The following is a 22908-nucleotide window of genomic DNA, read 5'->3' on the forward strand; positions in this document are numbered from 1 at the left end:
CCCCCAACCGCTTCGCGATCGCCCTGCCCGACAGGCCCTCACTGGCATGCAGATACCGAATCTCGGCCCACACATCCACGCTGATCATCCCTCCATCGTGATCGCGTGGCCCCCTTTTCGACCGTCGCTACTGGCTCCCTTTTCGACCGTCGTCGACAGCGGTTGCTGACCACGAGCCGGTATCCCACACCGGGCTTGGACTCGATTTCCGCTCCGATGGCACGCAACTGGCGTTGTGACTGCGAGATGAGCGTGCGTACGGTTCTGGAGGTGACCCCCAGCTCGGAGGCGAGCTGTTCGGACGTGCGGGAGTCGCTCTGCTCCAACATGTCCAGCACAGTGCTGAGTCGCTCATCCATGAGGACCTCCCTTCGCCTTCGAGGCTAGGGGCGGCGTGACTACACCTCCAGCGCGCAATCTTCCGGAACGGATGCGGAAACGACTGTGAGAATCCGCAGTGGGGGCAGTTATCCCTGGCCCTGTACCCAGGCACACCTGCCGGCCGGCAATCGTCCTCCGTCGACCGGCGTCGACGCGATCAGCACTGTGCCTTCTGTCAGTTGCTCGGCCGTACCCATGGCCAGCACGATCTGAACCATGCCGCCGCAGTGAGCGATCACACCTCCGGCAGGTGTCCGCTCCCAGGCCATCGCATCGTCTCCTGTGGCCTGAGCTCACGCCGCAGCGCCACTGCCTGGCGAACCAGGGCCATCGTGGAGCCCGGATCGGCCAGGGCCGTTTCGGTGGCAAACTCGCCCCACCCGGTATCCCTGTACGAGGATGCCGTCGCCCATCAGCGTCTGGTCCGCGACTACGTCATTGGGGGTTCCGAACGGGACGTCCCGGCGCAGCTGCCCGTCGCTGAGACCAGCCCGCTGGTGGCCATCGTCATCCACCTGATCCGGGGCTGGTACTCGTCGGATGACGTGCTGGAATGCTCCCGGATCCTTGCCGCGTGGGAGGGGATCCGTGCCGCATCCCGACCTGCCGAACAACGCGGTCGTACGCCGGATCAGGCTTGGCGAGCGGCCGCCGATCAAGCCACCGCGTGAGGTCAACGGGGAGGTCACCGTGTTGGGGGAGGCCCTGTGGAGCACCCTGCAGAAGCTCGCCTCAGCGGAGTAGGCGACCAGTGTGAGGCCGGTCACCGGCTGGTCTCGGTCTGATGTCCGGATACCCCTTGACTGTTGCTCACGTGTTGTCCACCGATCATTCCTCAACCGGTCATCCCGTCACGCTTTCCTTGCAGGGTTCAACACCCCCCCCAAGGAAGGCATGTCCATGTCCCGCAAGATTCTGGCCCTCGTCACCACGGTGCTCGCCGCGCTGCTGGTGTTCACCGGCCTCACCCCGGCACACGCCAAGCGCGCCCAGCCCGTCGAGCTCGGCACCCCGGTTGCCCAAACCCATGCCCACAACGACTACGAGCACACCCGGCCGCTCTACGACGCCCTGTCCCACGGCTTCGTCTCCCTTGAGGCTGACGTCTGGCTGGTCGACGGCGAACTGCTGATCGCCCACGACAAGGAAGACCTCGACCCCACCCGCACCCTCAAGGGCCTCTACCTGGAGCCGCTGCGCGAGATCGCCAAGGGCAAGGGTCGCAGCGTGTACCCCGGCTGGGACGGCTCGCTGCAACTGCTGATCGACATCAAGACCGAGGGTGAGTCCACCTACGCCGCCATCGAGCAGGCGCTGGCCCAGTACCCGCAGGTCTTCACCCGCTACAGCCACGGCAAGGTCAAGCAAGGCCCCGTCACCGCCGTGATCTCCGGCAACCGTCCGCTGCAGACCATGACCGATGCCTCGGTGCGTCGCGGCTTCTACGACGGCCGTTCCACGGACCTGCGGTCGGGGAAGAGCCCGGCCCTGATGCCGCTGGTCAGCGAGAACTGGACCAAGCTGTTCACCTGGCATGGCGTCGGTGAGATGCCGACCGCCGAGCGCGCCAAGCTCATTGACTACGTCACCACCGCGCACGAGGCTGGCTACACCGTCCGCTTCTGGGCGACGAATGACATTGCCGGCCCCGCTCGCGAAGCGCTGTGGAAGGAGCTGGCCGCGGCTGGCGTCGACTACATCAACACCGATGACCTGGCTGGTCTGGAGGCCTTCCTGACGGCCTGAGCAATTGTCACTGGCTGGGCGCGGTCTGCTCCTGTGGGCAGGCCGCGTCTGCTGTGTCCGGCACTACTTGATGTCCGACCCGAGCGCCTTGGCCATTCGCACCGATTCGCGCCCATCGTGCAGCTCGCCCTCGCCAGTGGTCTGGAAGCCCAGCGAATCGTACAGGCTCCGCGCAGCGAGGTTGTCGGTGAAGACGTTCAGCGTGGCGCGGGTTGCCCGGGCCAGCTCGGGGCTGTGCAGCCGGGCATGCTCCAGTACCTGCTTCACCAAGGTGCGGCCATGCCCCTGGCCCCGGTGCTGCGGGTCGACGAGCAGCCGCCCCAGATGCACCCCGCCGTCGCGGAGGATGAAGGAGCCGGTGCCCACCAGCTCCCCGTCCACACGGAGGGCACACACGGTCCAGCCATCGCGGCTGGTGTCCAGCAGCGCCTGCGGATCCAGCGGGAAGGCCAGCTTTGGTCCGGCAAAGACCAGTAGTTCGTCGGGGCTGGCCACCCAGCGGCTGATCAGCTGGGCGTCATCCAGCGTCGCCGGCCGGAGCTGCACGTGGGTCACCAGAATCAACGCCATGCGGCCAGAGTAGGTGTCGCCCGAGCCCTGCGTTGTCAGCTGGCGCTGGTCGTCTTCTTCTTCAGAGTGAGGCCGGGGAGCTTCTTCTTGGGCTGTGCCGCAGCCGCGGATTCGCCGTCCAGCCCGAAATTGGCGACGTCCAGGATGAGCGAGTTGCTCTCCTTCAGCAGTTCCTTGGCCGCCCTCTGGTGGTCCTTGCCGACCAGGCCGTCGACCAGCGGCGCCTTGTGCCGCAGCAGGGAGATCCGCCGGTTCCACTCCTGAACCGGGGCATCGACGTCGGGCATGGTGGCGTAGCTGCGCATCGCCTCCTGCACCAGCAGGATCTGCTTCTCCACCTGGTCACTCACTGGCCCGGTCACTTGGCCGTGGGCCTTGCCCCGGATCGCCTTCACCGCCGCAGCAACCGTGGGATTGGTGGCGGCAGCAGCCGCAAATGCGGCGACGGCCTTGGGGTCCTTCGCGGCGTGCAATGCCTGCTGCAGCAGGAGGGTGGCGGCCTCGCCGGCGGTCTTGGGGATCTTGAGCGGGGGCTTCTTGGCTACCACGGGGTGCTTCCTCCTGGGCGTGCGGTCAGGCTCCACTATGTCACGGGCCGTGAAGCGCTCCCGCGAGGCTGGCGCGTCCGCCGGCCATGCGTGGCTCAGGCATCCATTTCCGAGAGTTGACCACCAAATTCACCCTTGGAGGGTTGAGTCCTGCGGGGGGACCTCGGCGGGCGCACATCTGGAGGTCGGTTTTCGGAACCTTGGGAGACATGTCCTCTCAGCCGGCCGACGTGCGCCCGGCTGCCCCTCCAAGGTCGAGCTCCTCCGGCTACTGTGCGGGCGCCACTTCGTTGATCGCGGCCAGCCCATTCAGCGTCCGCGGGTAGCCGATGTAGGGCACCAGCTGGCTCAGCACCGCCAGCAGCACCCCGCGATCATTGCCCACATTCACATTCCCGGCGACGTGCCCGCGCACCTGCGCGTCGCAGCCGCCGTGCGAGATCAGCAGCACCAGGGTGAGCAGCTCACGGGTCCGCAGGTCGATCCCGTCGCGGGTGTAGTGGTCGCCGAAGCAGTTGGCGGTGAGCCATTCCTGCACCCAGCGGGTCTCCTCCGTGGCGGCGTCGTGCATGGCGCGGATGGGAGTCTCGCCAAAGATCGTCGTCTGCGCCTTCCACCCCTGGTCACGACGGGTATCCGGGGTGACGGTGCCCCGCGGCTCCAGCGGCAGGGCCACCCCGCGCGCGGCCAGCACCTCGTTGCTGATCTCCAGGAAGTCGCGCACCTTGCCGACGCCCAGGTACGGCGTCGCCTGGTAGACCAGCTCCTTCAGCTCGACGGGGGTCAGGCCGTCGTCCAGCGCCACCTCGGCCGTTTCCCGGAACTCGACCCGAGCCTGACAAGCCAACAGGGCCGCCAGCCGCACCAACTGGCGGGTGTGCACGTCTACCTGCCCGTGGGCGGTGACCTCGTCGCGGGCAAAGCGGGTGAACCACTCCACGAACTCGGGGTCGGTCTGGCGGAGCGCGTCGTGGCGACGCTGGAAGCTGCTGTCGGTCATGACTCCATGGAACACCCGTGGCGCCGCGGGAGGGAGGGCCTGCCAGCACCCCTCACCCGCTTACTTCGGGTGTTCGCGCTGGTATGCCACCAGATCCGCCAACCGGATGACGCGGTTGCGGCCCACTCGCTCCCAGGCGATCTCCCCGCGGTCCAGGATCTTCAGCAGGGTCGGCCGGCTGATGCCCAGCACGTGGGCGGCCTGCTGCGGGCTGAGCGTCTTCTCCGTCGACTCCTTGCCAGCAAGGGAATCAGCGCTGGGAACGGGTGGCATCGCCGAGAGCCTCGCCAGCGCCGGGCCCTCCTGCTCGTGCTCGGCCAGTGCCGCCCCGAAGAAGCGGTAGGTCCACTGCTGCGCCAGCTTCCGGTTCTCGGCAAAGATGATCGGCACGTGCGGGAAGCGCACCTGGCATTCGCCCAGCTGGTCGGCCACCTGCGCCGGCCGGGCGTGGGTGAGCTTGAAGACCGACGAGTACCGCTCCTCCACCACCAGCGCGGCCCGCGGCAACGACGCCAATTCGGCCAGCTGGTAGGTGAGTTTGCCGGTCAGCAGGGAGGTGGACAGATCCTCCAGACTCTTGCGCTCGACCGCGGCCACCACCTGATCGTCGACCTGAACGGCGTAGTCACCGGCCTTGAGCGGTGCCTTTCGGGTGGTCACCTGTAGCTCGTCGAATCTCCACGCATAGCGCTCGTGCGAGTCGACGATGATCTCCATCTCGGCCTGCCCCGACGCCCGGGCCTTCGGCACGGTGGCCATCGGACGGGCCTGCTTGGCGGTGCGGGCGGTCTGCCAGAAGATCGCCTCCCGGCCACCCCGCACCCTGGTCATCACGAATTGTGACCGGCTCTCCCGTCCGCGCGCCAGCACCAGATCGATCGCCGCACCCCGACGGGTGCAGGAGGTCACCGGCAGCCGCTCCAGGATCTCCGCGTTGTCCGGCCACGACGCAGGATGGCAGTACAGCTTGCCGGTGCGCGGCCAGGTCTGTTTGGTCTTGAGTACCAACCCGTCGCCCAGCGGCAGCCACACCAGGTAGGGCAGCGAGGTGTCCTCCTCCGGGTTGCGGGCGATCAGCATCTCCAGCGCCATGGGCCCAGCCTACGGACGTTGTGGGGAGACGTGGTTCGGGGAAGCTGTCCGAGAATTGACCTCCAGAATTTCGGCACTCCCCGGGTCGCCCGCGGGGGAACCCGCGTCAGGCGCGCAGCTGCCTGAATCTGGAGGTCAATTCTCGGAAATGTCGCTCGGAGGGGGCCGAATCTCGGCGGGGCGGGCGGGTTCTTGGTAGGCCTTCAGCGCCGCCTCACGCGGTGAGGGCTCGGACCAATCCGGTCACCCCGGCCCGAGTGGGACCGGTTTCGGAGGGGCAGGCACGGCACGGGAATAGAAGTTGAAGGTTCAACGTTATGCCGGTGTATCTCAACCCAAACAGGAGTCTTCACCATGAGCAACACCGCAGCCCGCACCCTTCTTGCCGTCGCCAGCCCCGCCCTGATCGGCAGTGGCGCCGCGGCCTGGGCCACCATCACCAAGCAGCTCAAGGACCAGCGGATCACTGTCCACCCGGACAGCGCCAAGCTGGGTGGCAAGACCGTGGCCGGCCCCGTCACCGCCTTCGAACAGGCCAATGTGGTGGGCTCGCACGCCGAGCACATCGGCGGCGGCAAGACCTTCGCCGAGCTGAGCGACGAGTACATGGCGGCCAATGCGGCCGGTGACACCGAGAAGGCCGAGGCCCTGGCTGGCCCGCGGGAGATGGTGATGCAGGCCAACTTCGTCCGCGCCTCGCTGTTCACCTCGGTGCTCGCCTATGGCGTCTCCGCCCTGGTGGTGGGCATGGGCGCCCTGACCGGCGCCGTCGCCCTGACCCTCGGCGACGACTGACCATTCCCGCACGTCCCGCCCGTGAAGCGGGCCCGGCACTGCGCACCCCGGCATTGCACTGTGCACGCGCTGCAACCGCTGCGCAGAGCAGTGCCGGGGTGCACAGTCGACGGGCGGGGGAGTGGTTCAGCGCACGACGACGGAGGCCAGCTCGCCCACCTCGACGGTGCGGCTGGCGCTGCGCTCCATCGGTAGCGTTCCCGACTGGCCGAGGGCGCTCCACTGGATCTCCCAGTTGGTGCTGGCCGTGACGGTGTGATTCCCGGCCTTGAGCCAGGTGTGGCCGCAGTCGGGCGACTTGTCCATCGGCTTGGCGTCCGCCGGGCGCGGGGTGCTCGTCTTGCAGGTGATGGTCTTGCCATCGCCCAGGTCAATGGTGGTGCTGGCCGGCGTCGCAACGAGTTTCACGGCGATCCCCTGCTCGGTCTTCGACGCGTCGATGTCCTTGGCGTCGGCGGTCCACAGCCACACCGGCTGACCCACAGCGATCATCTTCCACTCGTTCACCTCCGGCTCCGGACCGATCTTGATGCTGGGTTCCGGGAGTTTCACGGACGCGACCGCCTGATTGACGATCGTGACGACGTCAATCACCGGAGCAGCGGCCGGAGCACCGCCGTTGGTTGGGGTGATGGCCTGGCCTTGAGGCCTTGGCCCAGCCGGGGCACCAAGTCCGATGCGCGTATTACTCCATGTCGCGAGTGGATCGGCCGCGCCCCCAGCTGGGGCCACCGCAGCCCTCAGGGCGTTGGTCGGAAAGACGAACCGGTACCTGAAGTACTGATCCCACCCGCCGCTGCGATCGAGGTATGCAGCGTTGCCGATCCATGGTGCGCTCACAGGGCCCCGACGGGCGGCGGCGTAGGCCCGGGCGACAGTAGGGTTGACGTAGCCACCCCTATTGCTGCGCGCGGGGCTGCCGATACTCATCCCCGCGGTGGACCCGACGCTGGAAGAGCCAGATGTCGAGCGCGGGGAGCCGTTCACCCTAAGGGTTCTTTGCGTGCCCTCTCTACGCGCGCTGACCGACGCCCCGTGGGGCTGGGCTGTGACGCGAGTGCCCATGCTCGTGTTCTCAGTTGAACCGGGGGCTCCCTGCTCCTGGGGTAGCACTGGGGCGAGCGCCAGGGCTCCCACCGCGGCCCACATGACTAGTTGATCGGACACGACTCGACTTCCTTGCTGTCTTGCACAGCGGCCATCAGCCTGCCCGACTCGCGGATGAAGTAGACCTCCTTATAGGCCAGAACACCCTGTCCCACACGAGTTGAATCGTCGCGCCTGATGATCTCCAGATGTCGAGCATCAACACAAACGCGGATGCTCACCACTGAAGCGTTGCGCGATGCCCTAGGATTCGCCCCGATCTGAGAGATGCGTGCAGGGCTCGTGCCGCGGAAGACAAGTCCCGAGGATCGGTCTGTGGTGTAACCGGCTTCGACCGCGGTCTTCATCGTCCCAGTCACGTATGGATCAATCATGGGTGATAGTGACTTTGGTTTGAACCCACTCATCTCTGCCTTGGTGAGTTCCGCGAAGTAGGCCTTGTATACCTCCACTGCCTCCAGGTAGAGCGGGTCCTGGCTGGGGTCCATCGACGGGCTGGCGCTCGGCGTGGGGCTGGTTGACGTCAGGGAGGGGCTGCTCGGCGTCGGGGAGCCGTCCCCCGAGGGCGCCTCGGGCGAGCACCCGATCAGCAACGGCACCACCAGCAACAGGTTGACGGCTTTGCGCATGAGTTCACTTCCCGGGTCGTCGGCGACACGGTCAATCTGCCACTCGGCCCGCATTGTGCCAACCCTCATAGTCATGCCTGTGGACAACTTCGAGCACTGTGGACAACTCGCCCTGACCCCCCGCGAATCCGGGGTTTCTTTGCTGGTCGATGAATCCCGGCCGGTTCCGAAAAGCGACCTCCGGAAAGCACCACCCGGACCCGGGCCGAGCGGGCGTCCCACCCCTCGGTCCGAATCTGGCGGTCACTTCTCGGAACTGGACGCTTGGCCCACCGGTGCCGGGCCCGTAGAGTCGCGGCATGCAGCGAAATCCCTTTGGCAACACTGGACTTGATGTCACCGTGCTTGGTCTGGGCGCCGGGCAGGTGGGCGCGCACGATCTGGACGATGCCGACGCCGGGCGGGTCCTCAATGCGGTGCTGGACCTCGGCATCACGCTGATCGACACCGCCGATTGCTATGGCCTCTCGGAGGAGCGAATCGGACGCCACTTGCGCCACCGTCGCGACGAGTATGTGCTCAGCAGCAAGTGCGGGCACAACGTCGAGGGCACCGAGGACTGGACCCCGGCGAATGTCCGGGCCAGCGTCGAGCGTTCCCTGCAGCGGCTGCAGACCGACCGGATCGACGTCCTGCACCTGCATTCCTGCGACAAGTCCTACCTTGCTGACGGCACCCTGGCGGACACCATGGATGAGCTGGTCGCCGCGGGCAAGGTGCGTTTTGCCGCCTACTCCGGCGAGAACGACTCACTGGTCGCGGCCATCGAGTCGGGCCGGTTCGCGTCGGTGGAGACCAGCGTCAACCTGGCCGACCAGTGGAGCCTGCACCACGCCCTGCCGCTGGCCACCGAGCGCGGCCTGGGGGTGATCGCCAAGCGTCCGATTGCCAACGCTGTGTGGCAGTACGACGCTCGTCCCGACGGCGTCTACGGCGAGGTCTACTGGGATCGGCTGCAGACTCTGGCCTATGACCTGGGCGACGATCCGCTGGACCTCGCCCTGCGGTTCAGCGCCTACGCCCCGGGCGTCTGTGCTGCGATCATGGGCACCTCCAAGATCAACAATCTGGCAAAGGCTGTCGCCAGCATCGAGAAGGGTCCGCTGGACCAAGATCAACTGGAGGCCATCGAGCGGCGCTGGAGCCAGGCGGGGCAGGGCTTCGACGGTCAGGTCTGACCCGGCCCGCAGGCCAGGTCAGTCCAGCCCGAGCAGCGGGCGCAGTTCGTCCAGCGTCGCCACCGAGTACTCCGCGTCGTCGTCGACGGGTGCCTCGGGGGATTCCAGCATGGCGGCCCGCATCCCGGCGTGATGGGCGGCGGTCGCATCAATCGGCCGGTCGCCGACGGCCAGGCAGTCGTCGGCGGCCAGTCCGTGCCGCTCCAGCAGTGCGGCGTACATGGCGGGATCCGGCTTGCGCGGGTAGCCGTCCGCGGTCGAGATCAGATCATCCACGCGCAGGCCCAGGCCCTCCAGCAGGGAGAGCGCGCTGGCCCGATCGCGGTGGGTGACCACCAGGTTCAGCCCGCCGGTTGCACTGACCTCATCCAGCAGGGCCGCGGCCCCGGCCATCGCGGGCGGCGGCTGGGTCTTCCACAACTCCTTGAGCTGGGCATTGGCCGCCTCGAATTCGCCCGGGTCAATCCCGAAACTCCCGGACAGCTCCGCGACAGCCGCGCCGGTGGAACGGCGGGTCAGTCGCGCCACCTCCCGCACGTCGATCATCTGCCCCCGGCGGAGCACCACGTCCGCGAAGGCAGCATCAAGCGCGGGATAGGTGTCCACCAGGGTGCCGCCGAGGTCCCAGAAGAGATGTCGGTACATGGTGCAACTGTAGGGAAGAGCGCTCGGGCCCGTCAGCGGTTCCGCCGACGGGCCCAAGCATCTGCTGGCAGCGATCCCCCGAACGCCGCCAACAACCATCGTCCCGAACATCGTTGTCCGGAACAGTCCTCCAAGCCCCTCTCGCGAGGGGCCGCGTCGGCGTCCCCACTCCCATAAGGCCGCCGTGCGATGACCTCAGGATTCACCCTGGCGGGGTCGTCGGCAAGGAAAATTGTTCAGGGGGCGGCGCATTTCAGGCCGACGACAGAAAGCGGGGGTGAAATGTCCCGTGAACGGGGGACAAATGACGGGTTACATCGATCACATCACCCGATGGATGTGATCAGCCCGGTTTGGCGGGGAGCTGGGGCTCGGCAGGCTGGGCCTTCCCCGGGTTGCGCAAGACCAGATGGCGCAGATCCCACGGCATCATCTCCTTGACGCTGCTGCCGTTGTTTGCACCATCCTCGGGTCGCACGACCACCTGTCCGTCCACCCGGATCGGCGACGACCACCCGGCCTCCAAGTATCCGTCGTTGGATGACTGCCAGCCGACGCAATGGGCCCAGGCCCAGGTGGTGGCGGCCTCCACCCGCAGCACCTTCACCGCGCAGTTGGCACCCTTGGGGAAGTCCTCCCGGGCGGCCAGCCCCGCCACCCGGGCAACCTCGGCCCGCATCTCCGCGGAGTCCGGGTCGGGGATTCGCGACGCCGCGATCCGGGAGCCGAACCACGGTGCGCCCAGCACGATCACCCAGAGCGTCAGCATCGCGCCGACCGCGGCGAGCCACCCCTTGTTCATGGCTCCAGCGTAGGCGGCCCCGCGCCGGAAGCTTGTCTGAGGTGGGCATCTTTCGGGGCGGTCTTGCAGAAATTCATCACCGATGCGGTTACCGTGAACGGGTGCCGAGCCCCTCGGGGCTGTCCGACATCAGGAGAATTCGTGAGCCATCCAGAACCGCGACGCGCCCCGAAAGCCCGTGCCACGCGCAAATTCCTGCGGGAGGTGAACTACCCGCACAAGATCCATCCGGCCCTCGTCCCGGGCGTCTCCGTCGAGGACCAGAAGATCCGCTACGGCGTTGACAAGGTGATCCTCTTCGCCGTTGGTGCCTTGATCGTGGGCTTCGTGGCCTGGGGCCTGGCCGCGCCGGAGCAGGTCTTCGGGGTTTCCACGGCCGCACTGAACTGGGTGATGCGCAATCTGGGCTGGATGTTCAACATCCTGGCGATCGCCATGGTGCTCTTCCTGCTGGTGATCGCCTTCTCCCGGTTCGGCAAGATCACCCTGGGCCTGGACGGTGAGCAGCCGGAATATTCAACAGGCTCGTGGGCCGCGATGCTCTTTGGCGCCGGCATCGGTATCGGCATCATCTTCTTCGGGCCCTACGAGCCGCTGACCTACTACCTCAGCCCGCGCCCCGGCGCGCACTACGACGCCAACACGGCCAATGCGGTCAAGGGTGCGATGGCGCAGGCCGCGCTGCACTGGGGGCTGAATGCCTGGGCGATCTACGCGATCGTCGGGTTGTCCGTCGCCTACGCCTCCTACCGTCGCGGCAAGGTGCCGTTGATGAGTGCCGTGGTCACCTCCCTGTGGAGTGGCCGCACCGACACCCCCGGCGCGCGGATCATCGACGCGCTGGCCATCATCGCCACCCTCTTCGGCACCGCCGCCACCCTGGGCATCGGCGCCCTGCAGATCGCCCGCGGGGTGGAGATCGTCGCCGGCTGGGGCCCGACGGGCAACCGCCTTGCCCTGGTGATCATCGGGGTGCTGACCATCGCCACCATCATCTCGGCGGTCTCCGGCGTCGCCAAGGGCATCCGCTGGCTGAGCAACATCAACATGGTGATGGCGCTGGGCCTGGCCCTGTTCTTCTTCGTGGTCGGCCCGACGGCCTTCCTGATGAACATGGTGCCCGCCGCCATCGTCGAGTACTTCGGCCACATGCCGGACATGCTCAGCGCCAACATGGCGGAGGGCCCCGAGATGCAGACCTTCCTGTCCTCCTGGACCACCTTCTACTGGGCGTGGTGGGTGAGCTGGGCACCCTTCGTCGGTGTCTTCACGGCCAAGATCTCCCGCGGACGCACCATTCGCCAGTTCGTCCTCGGGGTGCTGCTGATCCCGTCGTCGATCATCGTGCTGGCCTTCGCCATTCTGGGCGGCACGGCCATCTGGTTGCAGCGACGAGCAGCTGCCGCCGGCGACATGTCCCAGGCGATCGCACCGGACGGCACAGCTGCCTCCCTGCCGCTGCCGGCCGAGATCTTCTACCAGGTGGTGGAGAAACTGCCTGGCGGCGGGATCGTGTCCGCGCTGGTGATCGTCATGCTGGGCATCTTCTTCGTCACGACGTCGGATTCGGCGTCACTGGTGAACTCCCAGCTGGCACAGAAGGGCAATCCGGAACCGAACAAGCTCATCACCGCCTTCTTCGCACTCTGCATGGCGGGCATCGCCGTGGTCATCCTGCTCTTCGGCGGCCAGAACGCGTTGCAGGGCCTGCAGAACCTGGTGGTGGTCACGGCCCTGCCCTTTGCGGTGGTGCTGGTGTTGATGGCCGTCGCCCTGGTCAAGATGCTCCGAAATGACCCGCAGGCCATCCGCGAGCACTACCAGGAGCAGGCCATCCAGAAGGCGGTCAAGCACGGTGTCACCGAGTACGGCGACAACTTCGCCCTGGTGGTTGAGCCCATCGACGAGTCCGACGAGCGGGCCACGGGTGGCGACTTCGATTCCACGGCGCCGGAAGTCACCGAGTGGTACACCCGCACCGACGAGGACGGCAATCCGGTGGAATACGACTACGCCAAGGGTGAGTACGTGGAGCCCGACACCCGCAGTCGGGGCGACTAGCAGGGTGCCGAAGGGCTGAGGGGTAGCTGTTGAGCCCGGCGTCCCGGCTGGCTGGAACGTCCACAATTCCTGCCATGATGCCGGTGGCCCACGGCCGCCAGGGGGCACATCGGCCCAGTGCCTGACCAGGTCCATCAGCCGGTCGAAGCGGTGGGGCCTGCCGAATACTCAACGGATGTTGACTTTGTCGAAGCTGGGGAGTTCACTTGAACTCAACAACAGTTGAGTTCTGGTGGAAGGTGCTTGCATGACTCCGAGGATCGGCCGTCGGCCGGGTCAGGGGGACACCCGCGAGGCGATCGTCGCGGCCGCCCGGGAAATGTTTGCCCAACGCGACTTCAACCAGGTCTCGGTGCGTGCCATTGCCGCCCGGGCTGGGGTTGACCCCTCGATGATCAATCACTGGTTCGGCGGCAAGGAGGGGCTCTTCCGGGAGGCGCTGGAGATTCCGGCAGATGTGCCCGCCCGGATTGCCGAGCTGCTGGCCGAGGGTGACGACGACCTGCTGCCCGAGCGGCTGGTCAACACCTTCCTCACCGTCTGGGAGGGGCCGGTCACCGGCCCCGCCATGCAGGCCATGCTGCGCCGCGCGATGTCCGGTCAGATGCCGCTGGATGCGCTCAAGAGCTTCGTGGTCAGGTCGATCATCACGCCGGTCACCGCACGGCTCGGGATTGCCCAGGACGAGGCCGAACATCGCTTCAGCTTGGTCGCCAGCCAACTGCTGGGCGCCCTGGTGGTGCGCAGATTCCTGGAGTTGGAACCCCTGACCGGCTTCGACCGGGAACAACTCGTCGCCACCTACACCCCCGTCGTGCGGCACTACCTCTTCGACGACCTCCCCACCGCAGAAGGGCAACACCCATGAGCACCATTCCCGACGCCGCGTCCGACGTCGTGATCCCGCGGCACGCCCGCCCCGAGCAGCCGCCCGCCATCCAGATCGAGGATCTGGTGAAGCGCTTCGGCTCCTTCACCGCCCTGGACGGGATCAACCTGCAGGTGGAGACGGGGGAGGTGCACGGCTTCCTGGGCCCCAATGGCGCCGGCAAGTCCACCACCATCCGGGTGCTGCTCGGCCTGTTGCGCGCCAATGCCGGCACCGTCCGGTTGCTGGGTGGCGATCCATGGCGCGACGTGATCGAGCTGCACCGGCGCCTGGCCTATGTGCCCGGCGACGTCTCCCTCTGGCCCGGCCTGACCGGCGGCGAGGCGATCGACCTGCTGGGCAACCTGCGCGGCGGGTTGGATCGCACCCGACGAGATGAGCTGGTGGAACGCTTCGAGCTGGATCCCACCAAGCGCGGCCGCGCCTATTCCAAGGGCAACCGGCAGAAGGTGGCGATCGTCGCGGCCCTGTCCTCCAATGTGGAGCTGCTGATCCTGGACGAGCCCACCAGCGGCCTGGATCCGCTGATGGAGGCCGTCTTCCAGGACGAGATCGCGAAGGAGAAGGCCAAGGGCCGCACCGTGCTGCTCAGCTCGCACATCCTGACCGAGGTGGAGGCGCTGGCCGATCGGGTGAGCATCATCCGCGCCGGCAGGATCGTGCAGACCGGCACTCTCGACGAGTTGCGCGGCCAGACCCACCTCACCATTACCGCCGGTCTGGCCAGGCCGCCGGCCGACCACGCGGCGCTGGCGCCGCTGACCGACATCACGCTGGATGCCCGCGGACGGCTGCACGCCACCGTCGCGCCGGAGCGGGTCAACGAGGCGATGGCCGCGCTGGTGCCCTGCCAGCTGACCAGCCTGGACGTCAGCCCGGCGTCGCTGGAAGACCTCTTCCTCAGCCACTACGACGAACAGGCCGTCTGATGACCGCCGCACTCACCGGCCTCAAGCCCTTGCTGAAGGCCACCCTCAAGCAGGACCGGAAGAACATCGCGCCCTGGGTGGTGCTGATCTCCGTCCTGTCGGCCAGCTCCATCTGGGCCTGGCGCTGGATCTTTCCTGAATTGCCCGACCGGCGGGCCTTCGCCGTCGCGGTGGGCGCCAACCCGGCGATGGAACTGATCTTCGGCCCCGCCCGCAACCTGCTCACCAATGACGGCTTCAACGCCTGGCGGGCCGGCTCGCTGGGCGCCTTCTTCGCCGGCCTGATGGGCATCCTGATCGTGGTGCGCAATTCCCGAGCCGACGAGGACTCCGGCCAGGCCGAACTGATCGCCTCCGGTGTGGTCACCCGGCAGGCCCGGTTGCTGGTGGCAGTGCTGATGGGTGTGATCGCCGCCGTCGCGCTTGGGGTCTTCTGCTTCCTGTTGACCTGGGTCTCCGGTGGGGAGGTGGCGCCGACGGCGGTGATCAGCGCCAGCTTTGCCTGCTCCGCGCTGCTCTTCGCCGCGGTGACGGCCGTCGCGGCCCAGCTCGGATCCGATGCCCGCACCGCCAGCACCCTGTCGATCGGCGCGCTGGGCTTCTTCTTCGTGCTGCGTGGCTACCTGGATTCCTCCGATGCCGCCGACTGGACGCTCTGGCTGACCCCGCTCGGCTGGCTGGAGAAGACCCTGCCCGCCGTGGAGAACCGCTGGTGGCCGCTGCTGCCCGTCGTCGCGCTCGCCGTGGTGCTGGTGGGGTCGGCGCTGGTGCTGCAGAACCGGCGCGACTTCGGGCTGGGGATGATCGTGCCCCGCCCCGGGCCCGCCTCCGCCCCACGCTTCGGCCTCACGGCCCTGACCTGGCGGCTGCACCGCGCGGCGCTGGTCACCTGGCTGTGTGCCTTCGCCTTCCTGGGGCTGGTCTTCGGCAACCTGGCCTCCTCCGCCGGTGACCTGCTGGCCGACAATCCCGCCGCGCAACAGATCCTGGCCTCCGGGGCCACCAGCCCGCAGGAGCTGAGCTTCGCCTTCGTCGCCACCATCCTGCAGATCGGCGGGATCATCGCCGCGATCGTCGGAGCGCAGGTGGTGATGCGGATGCACGCCGAGCAGACCGCCTACCGGATCGAGCCGCTGCTGGCCGGGGCCGTTCGTCGGCCGCGCTACTTCGCGACCAATGTGCTGCTGGCGCTGGGTGCCGTCGCCTGCTGCCTGGCGCTGGAGGGCACCGTGATGGGCTGGGTGGTCTCCCGCAGCGACGCCGGTTTCAGCTTCGGCGACGTGCTGCGTCAGGCGCTGTGCACCATCCCCGCCGTCTGGGTGCTGACCTGCATCGGCACCGCCGCGGTGGGTGCGAAGCCGAGCAAGCGGCTGGTGGGTTGGCTGGTGATCGTCGCCACCTTCGGCATCACCCTGCTGGGGCCGTCCTTCAAGCTGCCCGAGTGGATGCTCTCGATCAGCCCGCTGCACCACGTGCCGCTGGTGATCGCCGCCGATCCGGACTGGGGCAACCTGGCCTGGCTGGCGCTGGTGGCCTGCGGCTTCCTCTTGGTGGGCTTCCTGGGCTTCGGTCGTCGCGACGTGGTCTGAGGGGCCGGCTCAACTCTCCGCGGCAGGCTCCGGCGCATGCGGCATCAGCCGCTGCAGGATGTCACTCAGACCGATCCGCCCCGGATCGCCGTCCCCCTCCTCGGCGGTGGCCGGTACCACCGCGAGCTGTTCCGAGCTGGATCGCATCTGCTGCAGGGCCTGGTTGACCGGCAGCCCGGCCTGCAGGACCAGGGCGGTCCTGGCAACGGCTGCGGCGGCCTCCTGTGCGGGTCGCCCCAGGGTGTCCCGCACATGGACCACCCGCGGCGTACCCCGGCCGGCCAGGAAGACCCGCACCGCACCGGCCTTGCTGGCCAGCTGCTGCACCTGCTCCATGGTGGCCTCGGCCGGCAGCGTCAAGTCCCCGATCGGCCGGGGGTGCAGGTCGGCGACGGTCAGCTCCTGCAGGTCCAGCACCTCGCTGATCTGGTCGGTGACCTGACGATCCAGCGAACCGCGGGCGGCGGACTGCTCCACCAACTGCCGGATGGTCTCGGCATCCTGACCGCCGACGGCGGAGCGATCCACCGGCGTGACACCGCTGGCCAAGACCAGCCGATTGGCCAGGTGGTTGATCCCGGACAGCAGCGGGCGCAGCGGCCAGACGAAGGCCCTGGCGGCGGGTGCCACCAGCTTGGCCGCCCGCTCGGGATTGGCGATGGCCCAGGACTTGGGCGCCATCTCCCCAACCACCAGGTGCAGGAAGGTGACGATCAGCATCGAGAGCACGAAGGAGACGGTGCCCGAGACCCATCGGGGTGCCCCCAGCATCACCAGGGCTGGCCCGAGGGCAGCATCCAGGGCGGGCTTGGTCACGGCGCCCAGGGCGAAGGTGCAGGCGGTGATGCCCAGCTGGGCACCGGCCAGCATCATCGTCAACTCGTTCATCCCCAACAGGGCCGCCCGCGCGGAGCGCGACTCGGATGCCTCGGCCTCCAGCCGATGCCGTCGGGCTCCGAGCAGGGCGAATTCGACGACGACGAAGAAGGCGCTGGCCACGATCAGGGCAATGGTGGCCAGGATCACGACGAGCCCACTCACGGCTGGTCCTCCTTCCGGTCCTCGACCTCGACGAGGCGCAGGGTGACCTGGTCGGGCACGTGGCGGCCAATCCCCAGCACCTCGAAGCGGGCGGCTTCGCTCGTCGGGTTCTCATCCAGCAGACTCTCCGGATCCGGTGGGAGCTCGATCATGACCACGTCACCTACCTGCAGCAGCTCTCTCCGGTGCGCAATCAGGAGACCCGCCACCGTCTCGTAGTCACCCGACGGGAGGGGTCGGTCGATCAACCTTTCCACCTCGTCCAGGTGCACATCGCCGTCCAGCTGCCACCCGTCGTCGGCCAGGCTGGTGATCTGCTCGGAGGGCTCGTCGTCGTGTTCGTCGGTGATCTCACCGATCAGCTCCTCGGCGAGGTCCTCCAATGTGACGATGCCGGTGAAGCCGCCGTACTCGTCCACCACCAGGGCCATCTGTTGCCCGGCCCTGTCCAGCTCCTGGACGGCATTGGGCAGTGGCATCAGGGTGGGGACCACCACCGGGGCCCGCATCAACTCCGCCACCTGCCGCTGCTCCCGCTCGGCAGCCGGCACCCGGAGGGCGTCATTCAGCTGCAGCACGCCCAGGGGCTCCTGCTCGTCACCGATCACGGGGTAGCGGGTGTGGCCGGTGGCCATCTGCTCCAGGGCCTCGGCGGCCGTCATCGTCGGACGCAGGGTGGAGACCCGGCTGAGCGGGATCATCGCATGATCGACGTCACGGTCCGGAAAGTCCAGGATCCGGCCAAGCAGGGTGGACAGCTCCGGGGTGAGGTCGCCACTGTTGCGGGAATCGCTGACGATCCGTTCCAGGTCCTCGGCATTCGCGGTGCTGTCCAGGTCTTCCAGGGGTTCGATGCCCACCAGCCGCAGCAGCCGATTGGCCGCCTTGTCGAAGAGGGAGACCAGCCAGCCGAAGAGTTTGAGGTAGACCAAGGTGGAGCGGGCCAGTCCGCGGGCCAGCGGATCGGGATTGGCGATGGCCAGATTCTTCGGGTAGAGCTCCCCGAGCAGCATCTGGACCAGGGTGGCCAGCGCGAGGGCGCCGACGGTGCCCACCGACACGCTGACGGCCGTCGAGACACCGGCCCCGCCCAGCAGCTCCCCCAGCGCCCGACCCACCATGGGTTCGGCGACGTAGCCGATCAACAGGCCGGTCACGGTGATCCCCAACTGCGCACCGGACAGCATGAAGGAGGTGCGTCGGGTCACCTCCAGTGCGCGGCCCGCAGCCTTGTCACCGGCATTGGCCTGGGCCGTCAGCCGGTTGCGGTCCACCGACATGTAGGCGAACTCCTGGGCGACGAAGTACCCATTGGCGGCGATGATCAACAGGATCGCCAGCAGCCCGCCCACGAGCAACAGCAGGGTCCCACTCATGGCCGGGTCATCTGGATGGGCACAGGACAGAAGCAGTCATCCGGAGGAAGCGGCATGTCGACGACGCTAGCAATGTGTGCCAAATGGTCCCGGGCATCGACGTAGGCTGGCGGGATGCAGGACTGGAGCTGGTTGCCCGCCGACGCCGAGCAGGCCGCGCGACGCCTGCTGGGCTGCGAACTGGTCCGGGAGGTGGACGGGCATCGGCTGCGGGTGCGGATCGTCGAGACCGAGGCCTATGACCAGGACGATCCCGCCAGTCATTCCCACCACGGCCGCACGGCTCGCAATGACGCCATGTTCCTGGCCGCCGGCCACGCCTATGTCTACCTGATCCACGGGCTGCACCACTGCATGAATGTGGTGGTGGGGGACGAGGGCTACGGCTGTGGGGTGCTGCTGCGCGCGGCCGAACCGCTGGAGGGCCTCGACGAGATGCGGCGCCGGCGCCACGGACGCGCCGGGGTGGAGCTCACCAATGGCCCGGGGAAACTGGGTCAGGCCCTGGGGATCACCCTGCCACTGCGCGGCCATGACCTTGCCCTGCCCCCGCTGCAACTGGTGCCCGCAGCTGGCGTCGCGCCGGACCAGATCGTGGTGACCACGCGGGTGGGGATCACCAGGAATGCCGACGCGCCCCGACGCTTCTACCTGCGCGGCAATCCCTGGGTCTCCAAGCCCTGGGCCCGCTGACTAGGAGCGGGGCCGCACGGTGAGGCTCTGCGCCACGGTGCCGAAGGGGCCCCGATCGTCGTGCAGGACGGTGTGGGTCAATCCGACGCCCGCCGGGCCGAAGTGGACCGTGGTGTCGAAGCCGGTCCACTCGCCGTGGTGCTCGCGGAAGAGGTGGGCGGTCAGGTCCACATTTGGGAAGATCGCCTCATCGGGGGAGACCCGCGGCGCCAGCCCATTCGCGACGTCGATCAAGGCGAAGAGTTCCGCGGTGGGGCTGACCGGCTCCCCGGCCACCAGCTGCGCGTCGGTACGGATCCAGGTGATGGCATGCCCGGGCTCGATCTGTCGGTGCCGGGCCTCCAGCGAGTCGATGAAACCACCGGGCCACCGGTCGGCGATCTCCCAGGCCGGCAGGTCGTCGGCCCCCGGGATGGCTGTCAAATTGCTACCGGCCAGGGCGGAGGTGTCCGCCGTGCTGGCAAACCAGGCCCGCGCCGTGAGCGCCGTCCGGCCGTCATGGTCCAGCCGGGCCTCCACCAGCTCGATCGAGCGACCAGGGCGCACCATCTCCACCGAGACGTCCACCGGCTCGATCGGCAGCACCCCGAAGATGTCGAAGCAGACCCGGGAGAGCGCCAGGCCGTCGTCGCCGCGGCGCTCCCGATGGTCGGTCTCGAACATGTGCGCCAGCAGGCCCATCGCCGGCGCGATGTGCTGCTCGTCGGTCTTCCACGCGCCACCTACATGCTCGGTGGGCCGGAAGCGGTCGTGGGTCTCGCGCTCGAAGTAGGCGAAGGGCTCGTTCATGTCGACCATTCTCGCGTGTCGGTTCAGCCCTTGAGTGCGGCGTAGTACTCGTCGTCCACGGGCTCCAGCCACTCGTTGTTCTGATCGGTGCCGGGCAGGATGAAGGCGATGTGGCTGAACCAGCTGTCGGCCTTGGCGCCGTGCCAGTGCTTGGCATTGGGCGGGACGACGATCACCATCCCCTCCTTCAGCTCGATGGGTTCCTGGCCCTCCAGCTGGTACCAGCCCTCGCCGGCGGTGCAGATCAGTACCTGCCCGCCACCGGAGTTGGCGTTGTGCTTGTGCCAGTTGTTGCGGCAGCACGGCTCGAAGGTGACATTGGCAAGCCCGAGCGGAACCTCGTCGGTGGGCTGGTTGAGGCCGTTCAGGAAGGACTGCCCGATGAAGTACTGGGTGTAGGCATCGTTCGGCGCGCCGGTGCCGAACATGTTGGCCTGCTCGAAGGACTCCCGGTCTGCGTACTTCATGGCTTCTCCTCGGATATGACTGCGGTGTCACCAGTCTCCACCGATGGCGACGCTGCTTTCCAGAGTTCTGAGGGGTACGGGCAGCCCTCTCCCACGATGCCTTCAGGGGTGCCGAGACTGCTTCGCCGAGAAGTACTGGCTGCTCGGGAAGGGCGTCGGGCGCAGTACCAACCGCGAGTCGGGGCCTTGTCGCTGCCGGATTGTCTGTGCCCAGGCGTTGAGGCCACGGGGAATCACGCGCTGATCCGCATCCACTTCCCGGATCCAACGCGGTGGCGCACGATGACGAAGCGCGCCACCTCCTCCAGGCTGAGCAGCCCATAGACCCAGGGCAAGGGCAGGTGAAGAAGGAAGGCGCTGGCGAGGGCGAGGGGCACGCCGACGAGCCACGTGGCGAGGCTTTCGCTGAGCAGCTGGAAGCGGCTGTCCCCACCCGCCGGCAGGATGCCCCCCGAGATCACCTGATTGGACACCTTCACCACCAGATAGAACGCCAGGATCCGCAGTACTGCTGTGGCCTGCATGGCCGTCGCGCCATCGACGGAGTAGAGGCCGACGTAGCGGGGTGCGAGGGCGAACAGCCCCGCGCCGATGAGAACCGCGCCACCCATCCCCATCCGCAGCAGGAGCCGGGCGTCGGCGAGTGCGGCGTCGCGTCGCTGATGACCCAGGTGTTCTCCCAGGATCGGGATGGCGGCTGCCGCCAGGCCACCGGTGAGCCCGAAGATCATGCTCTGCAGGGGATAGGTGAGGGCCATCGCGGCCAGTGACTGTGTGCCGATCCGGCCGTAGACGCCGGTGTAGGTGTTCTCGCTGAACACCCACAGCAGTTCGGTGGCCACTTGCGGTACGGCTGTCCCGGCGATGGCGCAGCTGGTCTTGCGGGGCAGCAGTGTCCAGCCTTCATGGCCGCCGACGAGGCGCACCAGACTGGCGATCACCAGCCCGAGCTCCAGCAGCCGAGCGGACAGCGTGCCAATGCCGGCGCCGAGCAGGCCGAGCCGTGGTGCGCCGAACTGCCCGAAGATCAACACCCAGTCCAAGCCCAGGTTCACCGCGATTGCCGCCAGCGAGGCGTACAGCGGCAGCTGGACGTGACCCATGGAGCGCAGGGCGGCCGTGCAGACGATGGTGAGGGCGGCTGGCAGCAGGGAGAGTGTCAGACAGCGGATGAAGGGTGAACCCACGTCGACCAGCTGGGCGTCATGGGTGAAGGGGCTCATGGCGGCCTGTGGGTTGAGGCTGCCGACCAGGGCCACCGGCAGGGCGAGGGTCAGGGCCGCGACGGCCGCCAGCAGGACAGTCCCCTTGAACTGTTCGGTGCGCCCGGTGGCGTGGTACTGCGCGGCATAGGCGCTGAAGGCGGTCCCCACAGTGGTGACGACGACGGTGACCAGCATGCCGAGCTGGGCACCGATCCCCGTGGCGGCGACTACCGAGCTGCCGAGCTGACCCACCATCAGTTGGTCGGTGAGGGAGAGCATCGCCATCAGCAGGCTCTGCAAGGAGATGGGGATTGCCAGCGCGAAGACGCGTCTCACGGGATCACCCCGTCGGGTGCGGGGTCGGTGCTGGAGCGCACGACCAGCTCGTGGGGGAGGATGATCTGGCGATCGCTGCGGTCCGGGTGCAGCAGCAACTCTCCCAGCAGCCGGCCCTTCTCACGGATCGGCTGCCGGATGGTGGTCAGGCCCGCAGCGCAGGCGTCCGGCAGGTCGTCGAAGCCGGTCACCGCGACGTCATGGCCGGGGGTGAGGCCCCGTTCGGTCAGCTCGTCGAGCACGCCCAGGCCCAGCATGTCGCTCAGGCACAGCACCGCGGTGGGATGATCTGGACGGTCCAGCGCCCGTGAAGCGGCCTGCTGTCCATGGTGGCGGGTATTCCTCGGGACGGTGACCACGTCGACGGACAGCCCGTCCAGCCCGTCGAGCACGCCCTGGTCGCGTCCCCACACCGGGTAGATCCCTTCGTCATCCAGTTCTTGCAGGCCTGCCCGGTAGTCCGCGGTGCTGAGCAGCCTCAGCTCGTGGCTGCCGGGGGCATCGGCGACGATGGTGATGCGCCGGTGTCCGAGGTGGCGCAGGTGGGCGGTGATGTCGAGACCGGCCTGACGGTCGTCGATGCCCACCCATGAGCCGTCCGCTTCCATCGGGTCACTGGTCACGACGGGCAGTCCACGGCGCCTGGCAACCTCCATCATGGGCCCGGTGGCGCAGACACCTGCGAAGCCGTCGACGCTGGCCCGACGGATCGGGTCGAGGTCACCGTCGGGAATCGCCAGTAGCAGCAGGCTGGCTCCGGCGGGCTCCAGGACGGAGGACAGACCTCCCAGCCAGGTCACCGAGTAGGGATCAGTGAGGGCATGTTCGATGCCGGCGGTGAAGATCACGCCGAAGGCATGGGTGCGCCCGGAGCGCAGCTGGCGGGCTGACGCATTCGGGCCGCCGTAGCCCATCCTCTCGGCCCTCTCCAGGATGCGTTTGCGCAGGTCAGGGGACAGTTGGTGGGGGCGGTTGAAGGCATTGGAGACCGTCATGACGGACACTCCCATCACCTGGGCCACATCCTTCATCGTCACCAT

General features: G+C 67.7%; 24 protein-coding genes. 9 read left to right on the top strand and 15 right to left on the bottom strand.

Annotated elements, in window-relative coordinates:
• Nucleotides 1-38: 38 nt before the first annotated feature.
• Nucleotides 39-359 carry an HTH domain-containing protein gene (locus AAEX57_RS16250; protein ID WP_446721140.1) on the bottom strand — a complete coding sequence of 107 codons (321 nt, stop codon included), beginning with the start codon at nucleotides 357-359 and terminating at the stop codon, nucleotides 39-41.
• Nucleotides 360-743: 384 nt separating this feature from the next.
• Between AAEX57_RS16250 and AAEX57_RS11325 the strand changes: the two genes are divergently transcribed.
• Entirely contained in the window at nucleotides 744-1052 is a 309-nt protein-coding gene (locus tag AAEX57_RS11325) for a hypothetical protein (protein ID WP_342092238.1), read from the top strand.
• Between the two features lie 229 nt (nucleotides 1053-1281).
• A complete protein-coding gene (locus tag AAEX57_RS11330; protein WP_342092239.1) occupies nucleotides 1282-2127 on the top strand; it encodes a phosphatidylinositol-specific phospholipase C/glycerophosphodiester phosphodiesterase family protein in 846 nt (281 codons plus the stop codon).
• 63 nt (nucleotides 2128-2190) lie between these two features.
• On the opposite strand, the gene AAEX57_RS11335 is transcribed toward AAEX57_RS11330, so the two are convergent.
• The 4 genes from AAEX57_RS11335 to AAEX57_RS11350 all read right to left on the bottom strand — a co-directional run bounded on the left by AAEX57_RS11335 (nucleotide 2191) and on the right by AAEX57_RS11350 (nucleotide 5337).
• Complete coding sequence (locus AAEX57_RS11335) at nucleotides 2191-2697, bottom strand: GNAT family N-acetyltransferase (RefSeq protein ID WP_342092240.1); 507 nt, start codon at nucleotides 2695-2697, stop codon at nucleotides 2191-2193.
• Between the two features lie 35 nt (nucleotides 2698-2732).
• The gene (locus AAEX57_RS11340; protein ID WP_342092241.1) at nucleotides 2733-3245 is read right to left on the bottom strand and encodes a hypothetical protein; all 513 of its coding nucleotides are present in this window, start codon (nucleotides 3243-3245) and stop codon (nucleotides 2733-2735) included.
• A 268-nt stretch (nucleotides 3246-3513) separates the two neighbouring features.
• A complete protein-coding gene (locus AAEX57_RS11345; RefSeq protein WP_342092242.1) occupies nucleotides 3514-4245 on the bottom strand; it encodes a carboxymuconolactone decarboxylase family protein in 732 nt (243 codons plus the stop codon).
• A gap of 60 nt (nucleotides 4246-4305) precedes the next feature.
• Entirely contained in the window at nucleotides 4306-5337 is a 1032-nt protein-coding gene (locus AAEX57_RS11350; protein ID WP_342092243.1) for an ERCC4 domain-containing protein, read from the bottom strand.
• A gap of 354 nt (nucleotides 5338-5691) precedes the next feature.
• Here AAEX57_RS11350 and AAEX57_RS11355 point away from each other — a divergent pair, with 354 nt between their 5' ends.
• Nucleotides 5692-6132, top strand: coding sequence for an aromatic ring-opening dioxygenase LigA (locus tag AAEX57_RS11355; RefSeq protein WP_342092244.1), 441 nt, complete (start codon nucleotides 5692-5694; stop codon nucleotides 6130-6132).
• Nucleotides 6133-6258: 126 nt separating this feature from the next.
• Here the strand turns inward: AAEX57_RS11355 and AAEX57_RS11360 are convergent, their stop codons facing one another.
• A complete protein-coding gene (locus AAEX57_RS11360; protein WP_342092245.1) occupies nucleotides 6259-6684 on the bottom strand; it encodes a hypothetical protein in 426 nt (141 codons plus the stop codon).
• Nucleotides 6685-7283: 599 nt separating this feature from the next.
• Nucleotides 7284-7937, bottom strand: a complete 654-nt coding sequence (locus AAEX57_RS11365) for a hypothetical protein (RefSeq protein ID WP_342092246.1) — start codon at nucleotides 7935-7937, stop codon at nucleotides 7284-7286.
• A 230-nt stretch (nucleotides 7938-8167) separates the two neighbouring features.
• On the opposite strand from AAEX57_RS11365, the gene AAEX57_RS11370 reads away from it, so the two are divergent.
• Nucleotides 8168-9046 (top strand): aldo/keto reductase, encoded by an 879-nt coding sequence (locus tag AAEX57_RS11370; RefSeq protein ID WP_342092247.1) that lies wholly within the window; start codon nucleotides 8168-8170, stop codon nucleotides 9044-9046.
• Nucleotides 9047-9064: 18 nt separating this feature from the next.
• On the opposite strand, the gene AAEX57_RS11375 is transcribed toward AAEX57_RS11370, so the two are convergent.
• Together AAEX57_RS11375 and AAEX57_RS11380 are read right to left on the bottom strand one after the other, a co-directional pair.
• Nucleotides 9065-9691 (bottom strand): HAD-IA family hydrolase, encoded by a 627-nt coding sequence (locus tag AAEX57_RS11375; RefSeq protein ID WP_342092248.1) that lies wholly within the window; start codon nucleotides 9689-9691, stop codon nucleotides 9065-9067.
• Between the two features lie 343 nt (nucleotides 9692-10034).
• Nucleotides 10035-10493, bottom strand: coding sequence for a hypothetical protein (locus AAEX57_RS11380; RefSeq protein ID WP_342092249.1), 459 nt, complete (start codon nucleotides 10491-10493; stop codon nucleotides 10035-10037).
• Between the two features lie 141 nt (nucleotides 10494-10634).
• On the opposite strand from AAEX57_RS11380, the gene AAEX57_RS11385 reads away from it, so the two are divergent.
• From AAEX57_RS11385 to AAEX57_RS11400, 4 genes are all read left to right on the top strand, one after another.
• Complete coding sequence (locus AAEX57_RS11385) at nucleotides 10635-12554, top strand: BCCT family transporter (protein ID WP_342092250.1); 1920 nt, start codon at nucleotides 10635-10637, stop codon at nucleotides 12552-12554.
• Nucleotides 12555-12801: 247 nt separating this feature from the next.
• The gene (locus tag AAEX57_RS11390) at nucleotides 12802-13422 is read left to right on the top strand and encodes a TetR/AcrR family transcriptional regulator (protein ID WP_342092251.1); all 621 of its coding nucleotides are present in this window, start codon (nucleotides 12802-12804) and stop codon (nucleotides 13420-13422) included.
• Entirely contained in the window at nucleotides 13419-14372 is a 954-nt protein-coding gene (locus tag AAEX57_RS11395) for an ABC transporter ATP-binding protein (protein WP_342092252.1), read from the top strand. Before AAEX57_RS11390 ends, AAEX57_RS11395 begins: the two co-directional genes overlap by 4 nt.
• On the top strand, nucleotides 14372-15961 hold the full coding sequence (locus AAEX57_RS11400; protein ID WP_342092253.1) for an ABC transporter permease: 1590 nt from the start codon (nucleotides 14372-14374) through the stop codon (nucleotides 15959-15961). Before AAEX57_RS11395 ends, AAEX57_RS11400 begins: the two co-directional genes overlap by 1 nt.
• 9 nt (nucleotides 15962-15970) lie before the next feature.
• Here the strand turns inward: AAEX57_RS11400 and AAEX57_RS11405 are convergent, their stop codons facing one another.
• Nucleotides 15971-17002, bottom strand: coding sequence for a CNNM domain-containing protein (locus tag AAEX57_RS11405; protein WP_342092254.1), 1032 nt, complete (start codon nucleotides 17000-17002; stop codon nucleotides 15971-15973).
• Nucleotides 16999-18378, bottom strand: a complete 1380-nt coding sequence (locus tag AAEX57_RS11410; protein WP_342092255.1) for a hemolysin family protein — start codon at nucleotides 18376-18378, stop codon at nucleotides 16999-17001. Before AAEX57_RS11410 ends, AAEX57_RS11405 begins: the two co-directional genes overlap by 4 nt.
• Before the next feature lie 114 nt (nucleotides 18379-18492).
• Between AAEX57_RS11410 and AAEX57_RS11415 the strand changes: the two genes are divergently transcribed.
• The gene (locus AAEX57_RS11415) at nucleotides 18493-19071 is read left to right on the top strand and encodes a DNA-3-methyladenine glycosylase (protein WP_342092256.1); all 579 of its coding nucleotides are present in this window, start codon (nucleotides 18493-18495) and stop codon (nucleotides 19069-19071) included.
• Here AAEX57_RS11415 and AAEX57_RS11420 read toward each other — a convergent pair whose 3' ends face one another.
• The 4 genes from AAEX57_RS11420 to AAEX57_RS11435 all read right to left on the bottom strand — a co-directional run bounded on the left by AAEX57_RS11420 (nucleotide 19072) and on the right by AAEX57_RS11435 (nucleotide 22908).
• The gene (locus AAEX57_RS11420; protein WP_342092257.1) at nucleotides 19072-19860 is read right to left on the bottom strand and encodes a thioesterase family protein; all 789 of its coding nucleotides are present in this window, start codon (nucleotides 19858-19860) and stop codon (nucleotides 19072-19074) included.
• Nucleotides 19861-19883: 23 nt separating this feature from the next.
• Nucleotides 19884-20327 (bottom strand): cupin domain-containing protein, encoded by a 444-nt coding sequence (locus AAEX57_RS11425; RefSeq protein ID WP_342092258.1) that lies wholly within the window; start codon nucleotides 20325-20327, stop codon nucleotides 19884-19886.
• A gap of 233 nt (nucleotides 20328-20560) precedes the next feature.
• On the bottom strand, nucleotides 20561-21868 hold the full coding sequence (locus tag AAEX57_RS11430; protein ID WP_342092259.1) for an MATE family efflux transporter: 1308 nt from the start codon (nucleotides 21866-21868) through the stop codon (nucleotides 20561-20563).
• The gene (locus AAEX57_RS11435) at nucleotides 21865-22908 is read right to left on the bottom strand and encodes a LacI family DNA-binding transcriptional regulator (RefSeq protein WP_342092260.1); all 1044 of its coding nucleotides are present in this window, start codon (nucleotides 22906-22908) and stop codon (nucleotides 21865-21867) included. Before AAEX57_RS11435 ends, AAEX57_RS11430 begins: the two co-directional genes overlap by 4 nt.

Source organism: Luteococcus sp. H91, from assembly GCF_038433135.1.
Classification (GTDB): domain Bacteria; phylum Actinomycetota; class Actinomycetes; order Propionibacteriales; family Propionibacteriaceae; genus Luteococcus.

Excerpts from the sequence above, each read along its gene's own strand:
- AAEX57_RS16250 (WP_446721140.1), bottom strand. The coding sequence starts at position 359 with ATGGATGAGCGACTCAGCACTGTGCTGGACATGTTGGAGCAGAGCGAC.
- AAEX57_RS11330 (WP_342092239.1), top strand. The coding sequence starts at position 1,282 with ATGTCCCGCAAGATTCTGGCCCTCGTCACCACGGTGCTCGCCGCGCTG.
- AAEX57_RS11335 (WP_342092240.1), bottom strand. The coding sequence starts at position 2,697 with ATGGCGTTGATTCTGGTGACCCACGTGCAGCTCCGGCCGGCGACGCTG.
- AAEX57_RS11345 (WP_342092242.1), bottom strand. The coding sequence starts at position 4,245 with ATGACCGACAGCAGCTTCCAGCGTCGCCACGACGCGCTCCGCCAGACC.
- AAEX57_RS11350 (WP_342092243.1), bottom strand. The coding sequence starts at position 5,337 with ATGGCGCTGGAGATGCTGATCGCCCGCAACCCGGAGGAGGACACCTCG.
- AAEX57_RS11355 (WP_342092244.1), top strand. The coding sequence starts at position 5,692 with ATGAGCAACACCGCAGCCCGCACCCTTCTTGCCGTCGCCAGCCCCGCC.
- AAEX57_RS11365 (WP_342092246.1), bottom strand. The coding sequence starts at position 7,937 with ATGAGGGTTGGCACAATGCGGGCCGAGTGGCAGATTGACCGTGTCGCC.
- AAEX57_RS11370 (WP_342092247.1), top strand. The coding sequence starts at position 8,168 with ATGCAGCGAAATCCCTTTGGCAACACTGGACTTGATGTCACCGTGCTT.
- AAEX57_RS11375 (WP_342092248.1), bottom strand. The coding sequence starts at position 9,691 with ATGTACCGACATCTCTTCTGGGACCTCGGCGGCACCCTGGTGGACACC.
- AAEX57_RS11380 (WP_342092249.1), bottom strand. The coding sequence starts at position 10,493 with ATGAACAAGGGGTGGCTCGCCGCGGTCGGCGCGATGCTGACGCTCTGG.
- AAEX57_RS11390 (WP_342092251.1), top strand. The coding sequence starts at position 12,802 with ATGACTCCGAGGATCGGCCGTCGGCCGGGTCAGGGGGACACCCGCGAG.
- AAEX57_RS11395 (WP_342092252.1), top strand. The coding sequence starts at position 13,419 with ATGAGCACCATTCCCGACGCCGCGTCCGACGTCGTGATCCCGCGGCAC.
- AAEX57_RS11400 (WP_342092253.1), top strand. The coding sequence starts at position 14,372 with ATGACCGCCGCACTCACCGGCCTCAAGCCCTTGCTGAAGGCCACCCTC.
- AAEX57_RS11410 (WP_342092255.1), bottom strand. The coding sequence starts at position 18,378 with ATGAGTGGGACCCTGCTGTTGCTCGTGGGCGGGCTGCTGGCGATCCTG.
- AAEX57_RS11415 (WP_342092256.1), top strand. The coding sequence starts at position 18,493 with ATGCAGGACTGGAGCTGGTTGCCCGCCGACGCCGAGCAGGCCGCGCGA.
- AAEX57_RS11420 (WP_342092257.1), bottom strand. The coding sequence starts at position 19,860 with ATGAACGAGCCCTTCGCCTACTTCGAGCGCGAGACCCACGACCGCTTC.
- AAEX57_RS11425 (WP_342092258.1), bottom strand. The coding sequence starts at position 20,327 with ATGAAGTACGCAGACCGGGAGTCCTTCGAGCAGGCCAACATGTTCGGC.
- AAEX57_RS11435 (WP_342092260.1), bottom strand. The coding sequence starts at position 22,908 with ATGGTGACGATGAAGGATGTGGCCCAGGTGATGGGAGTGTCCGTCATG.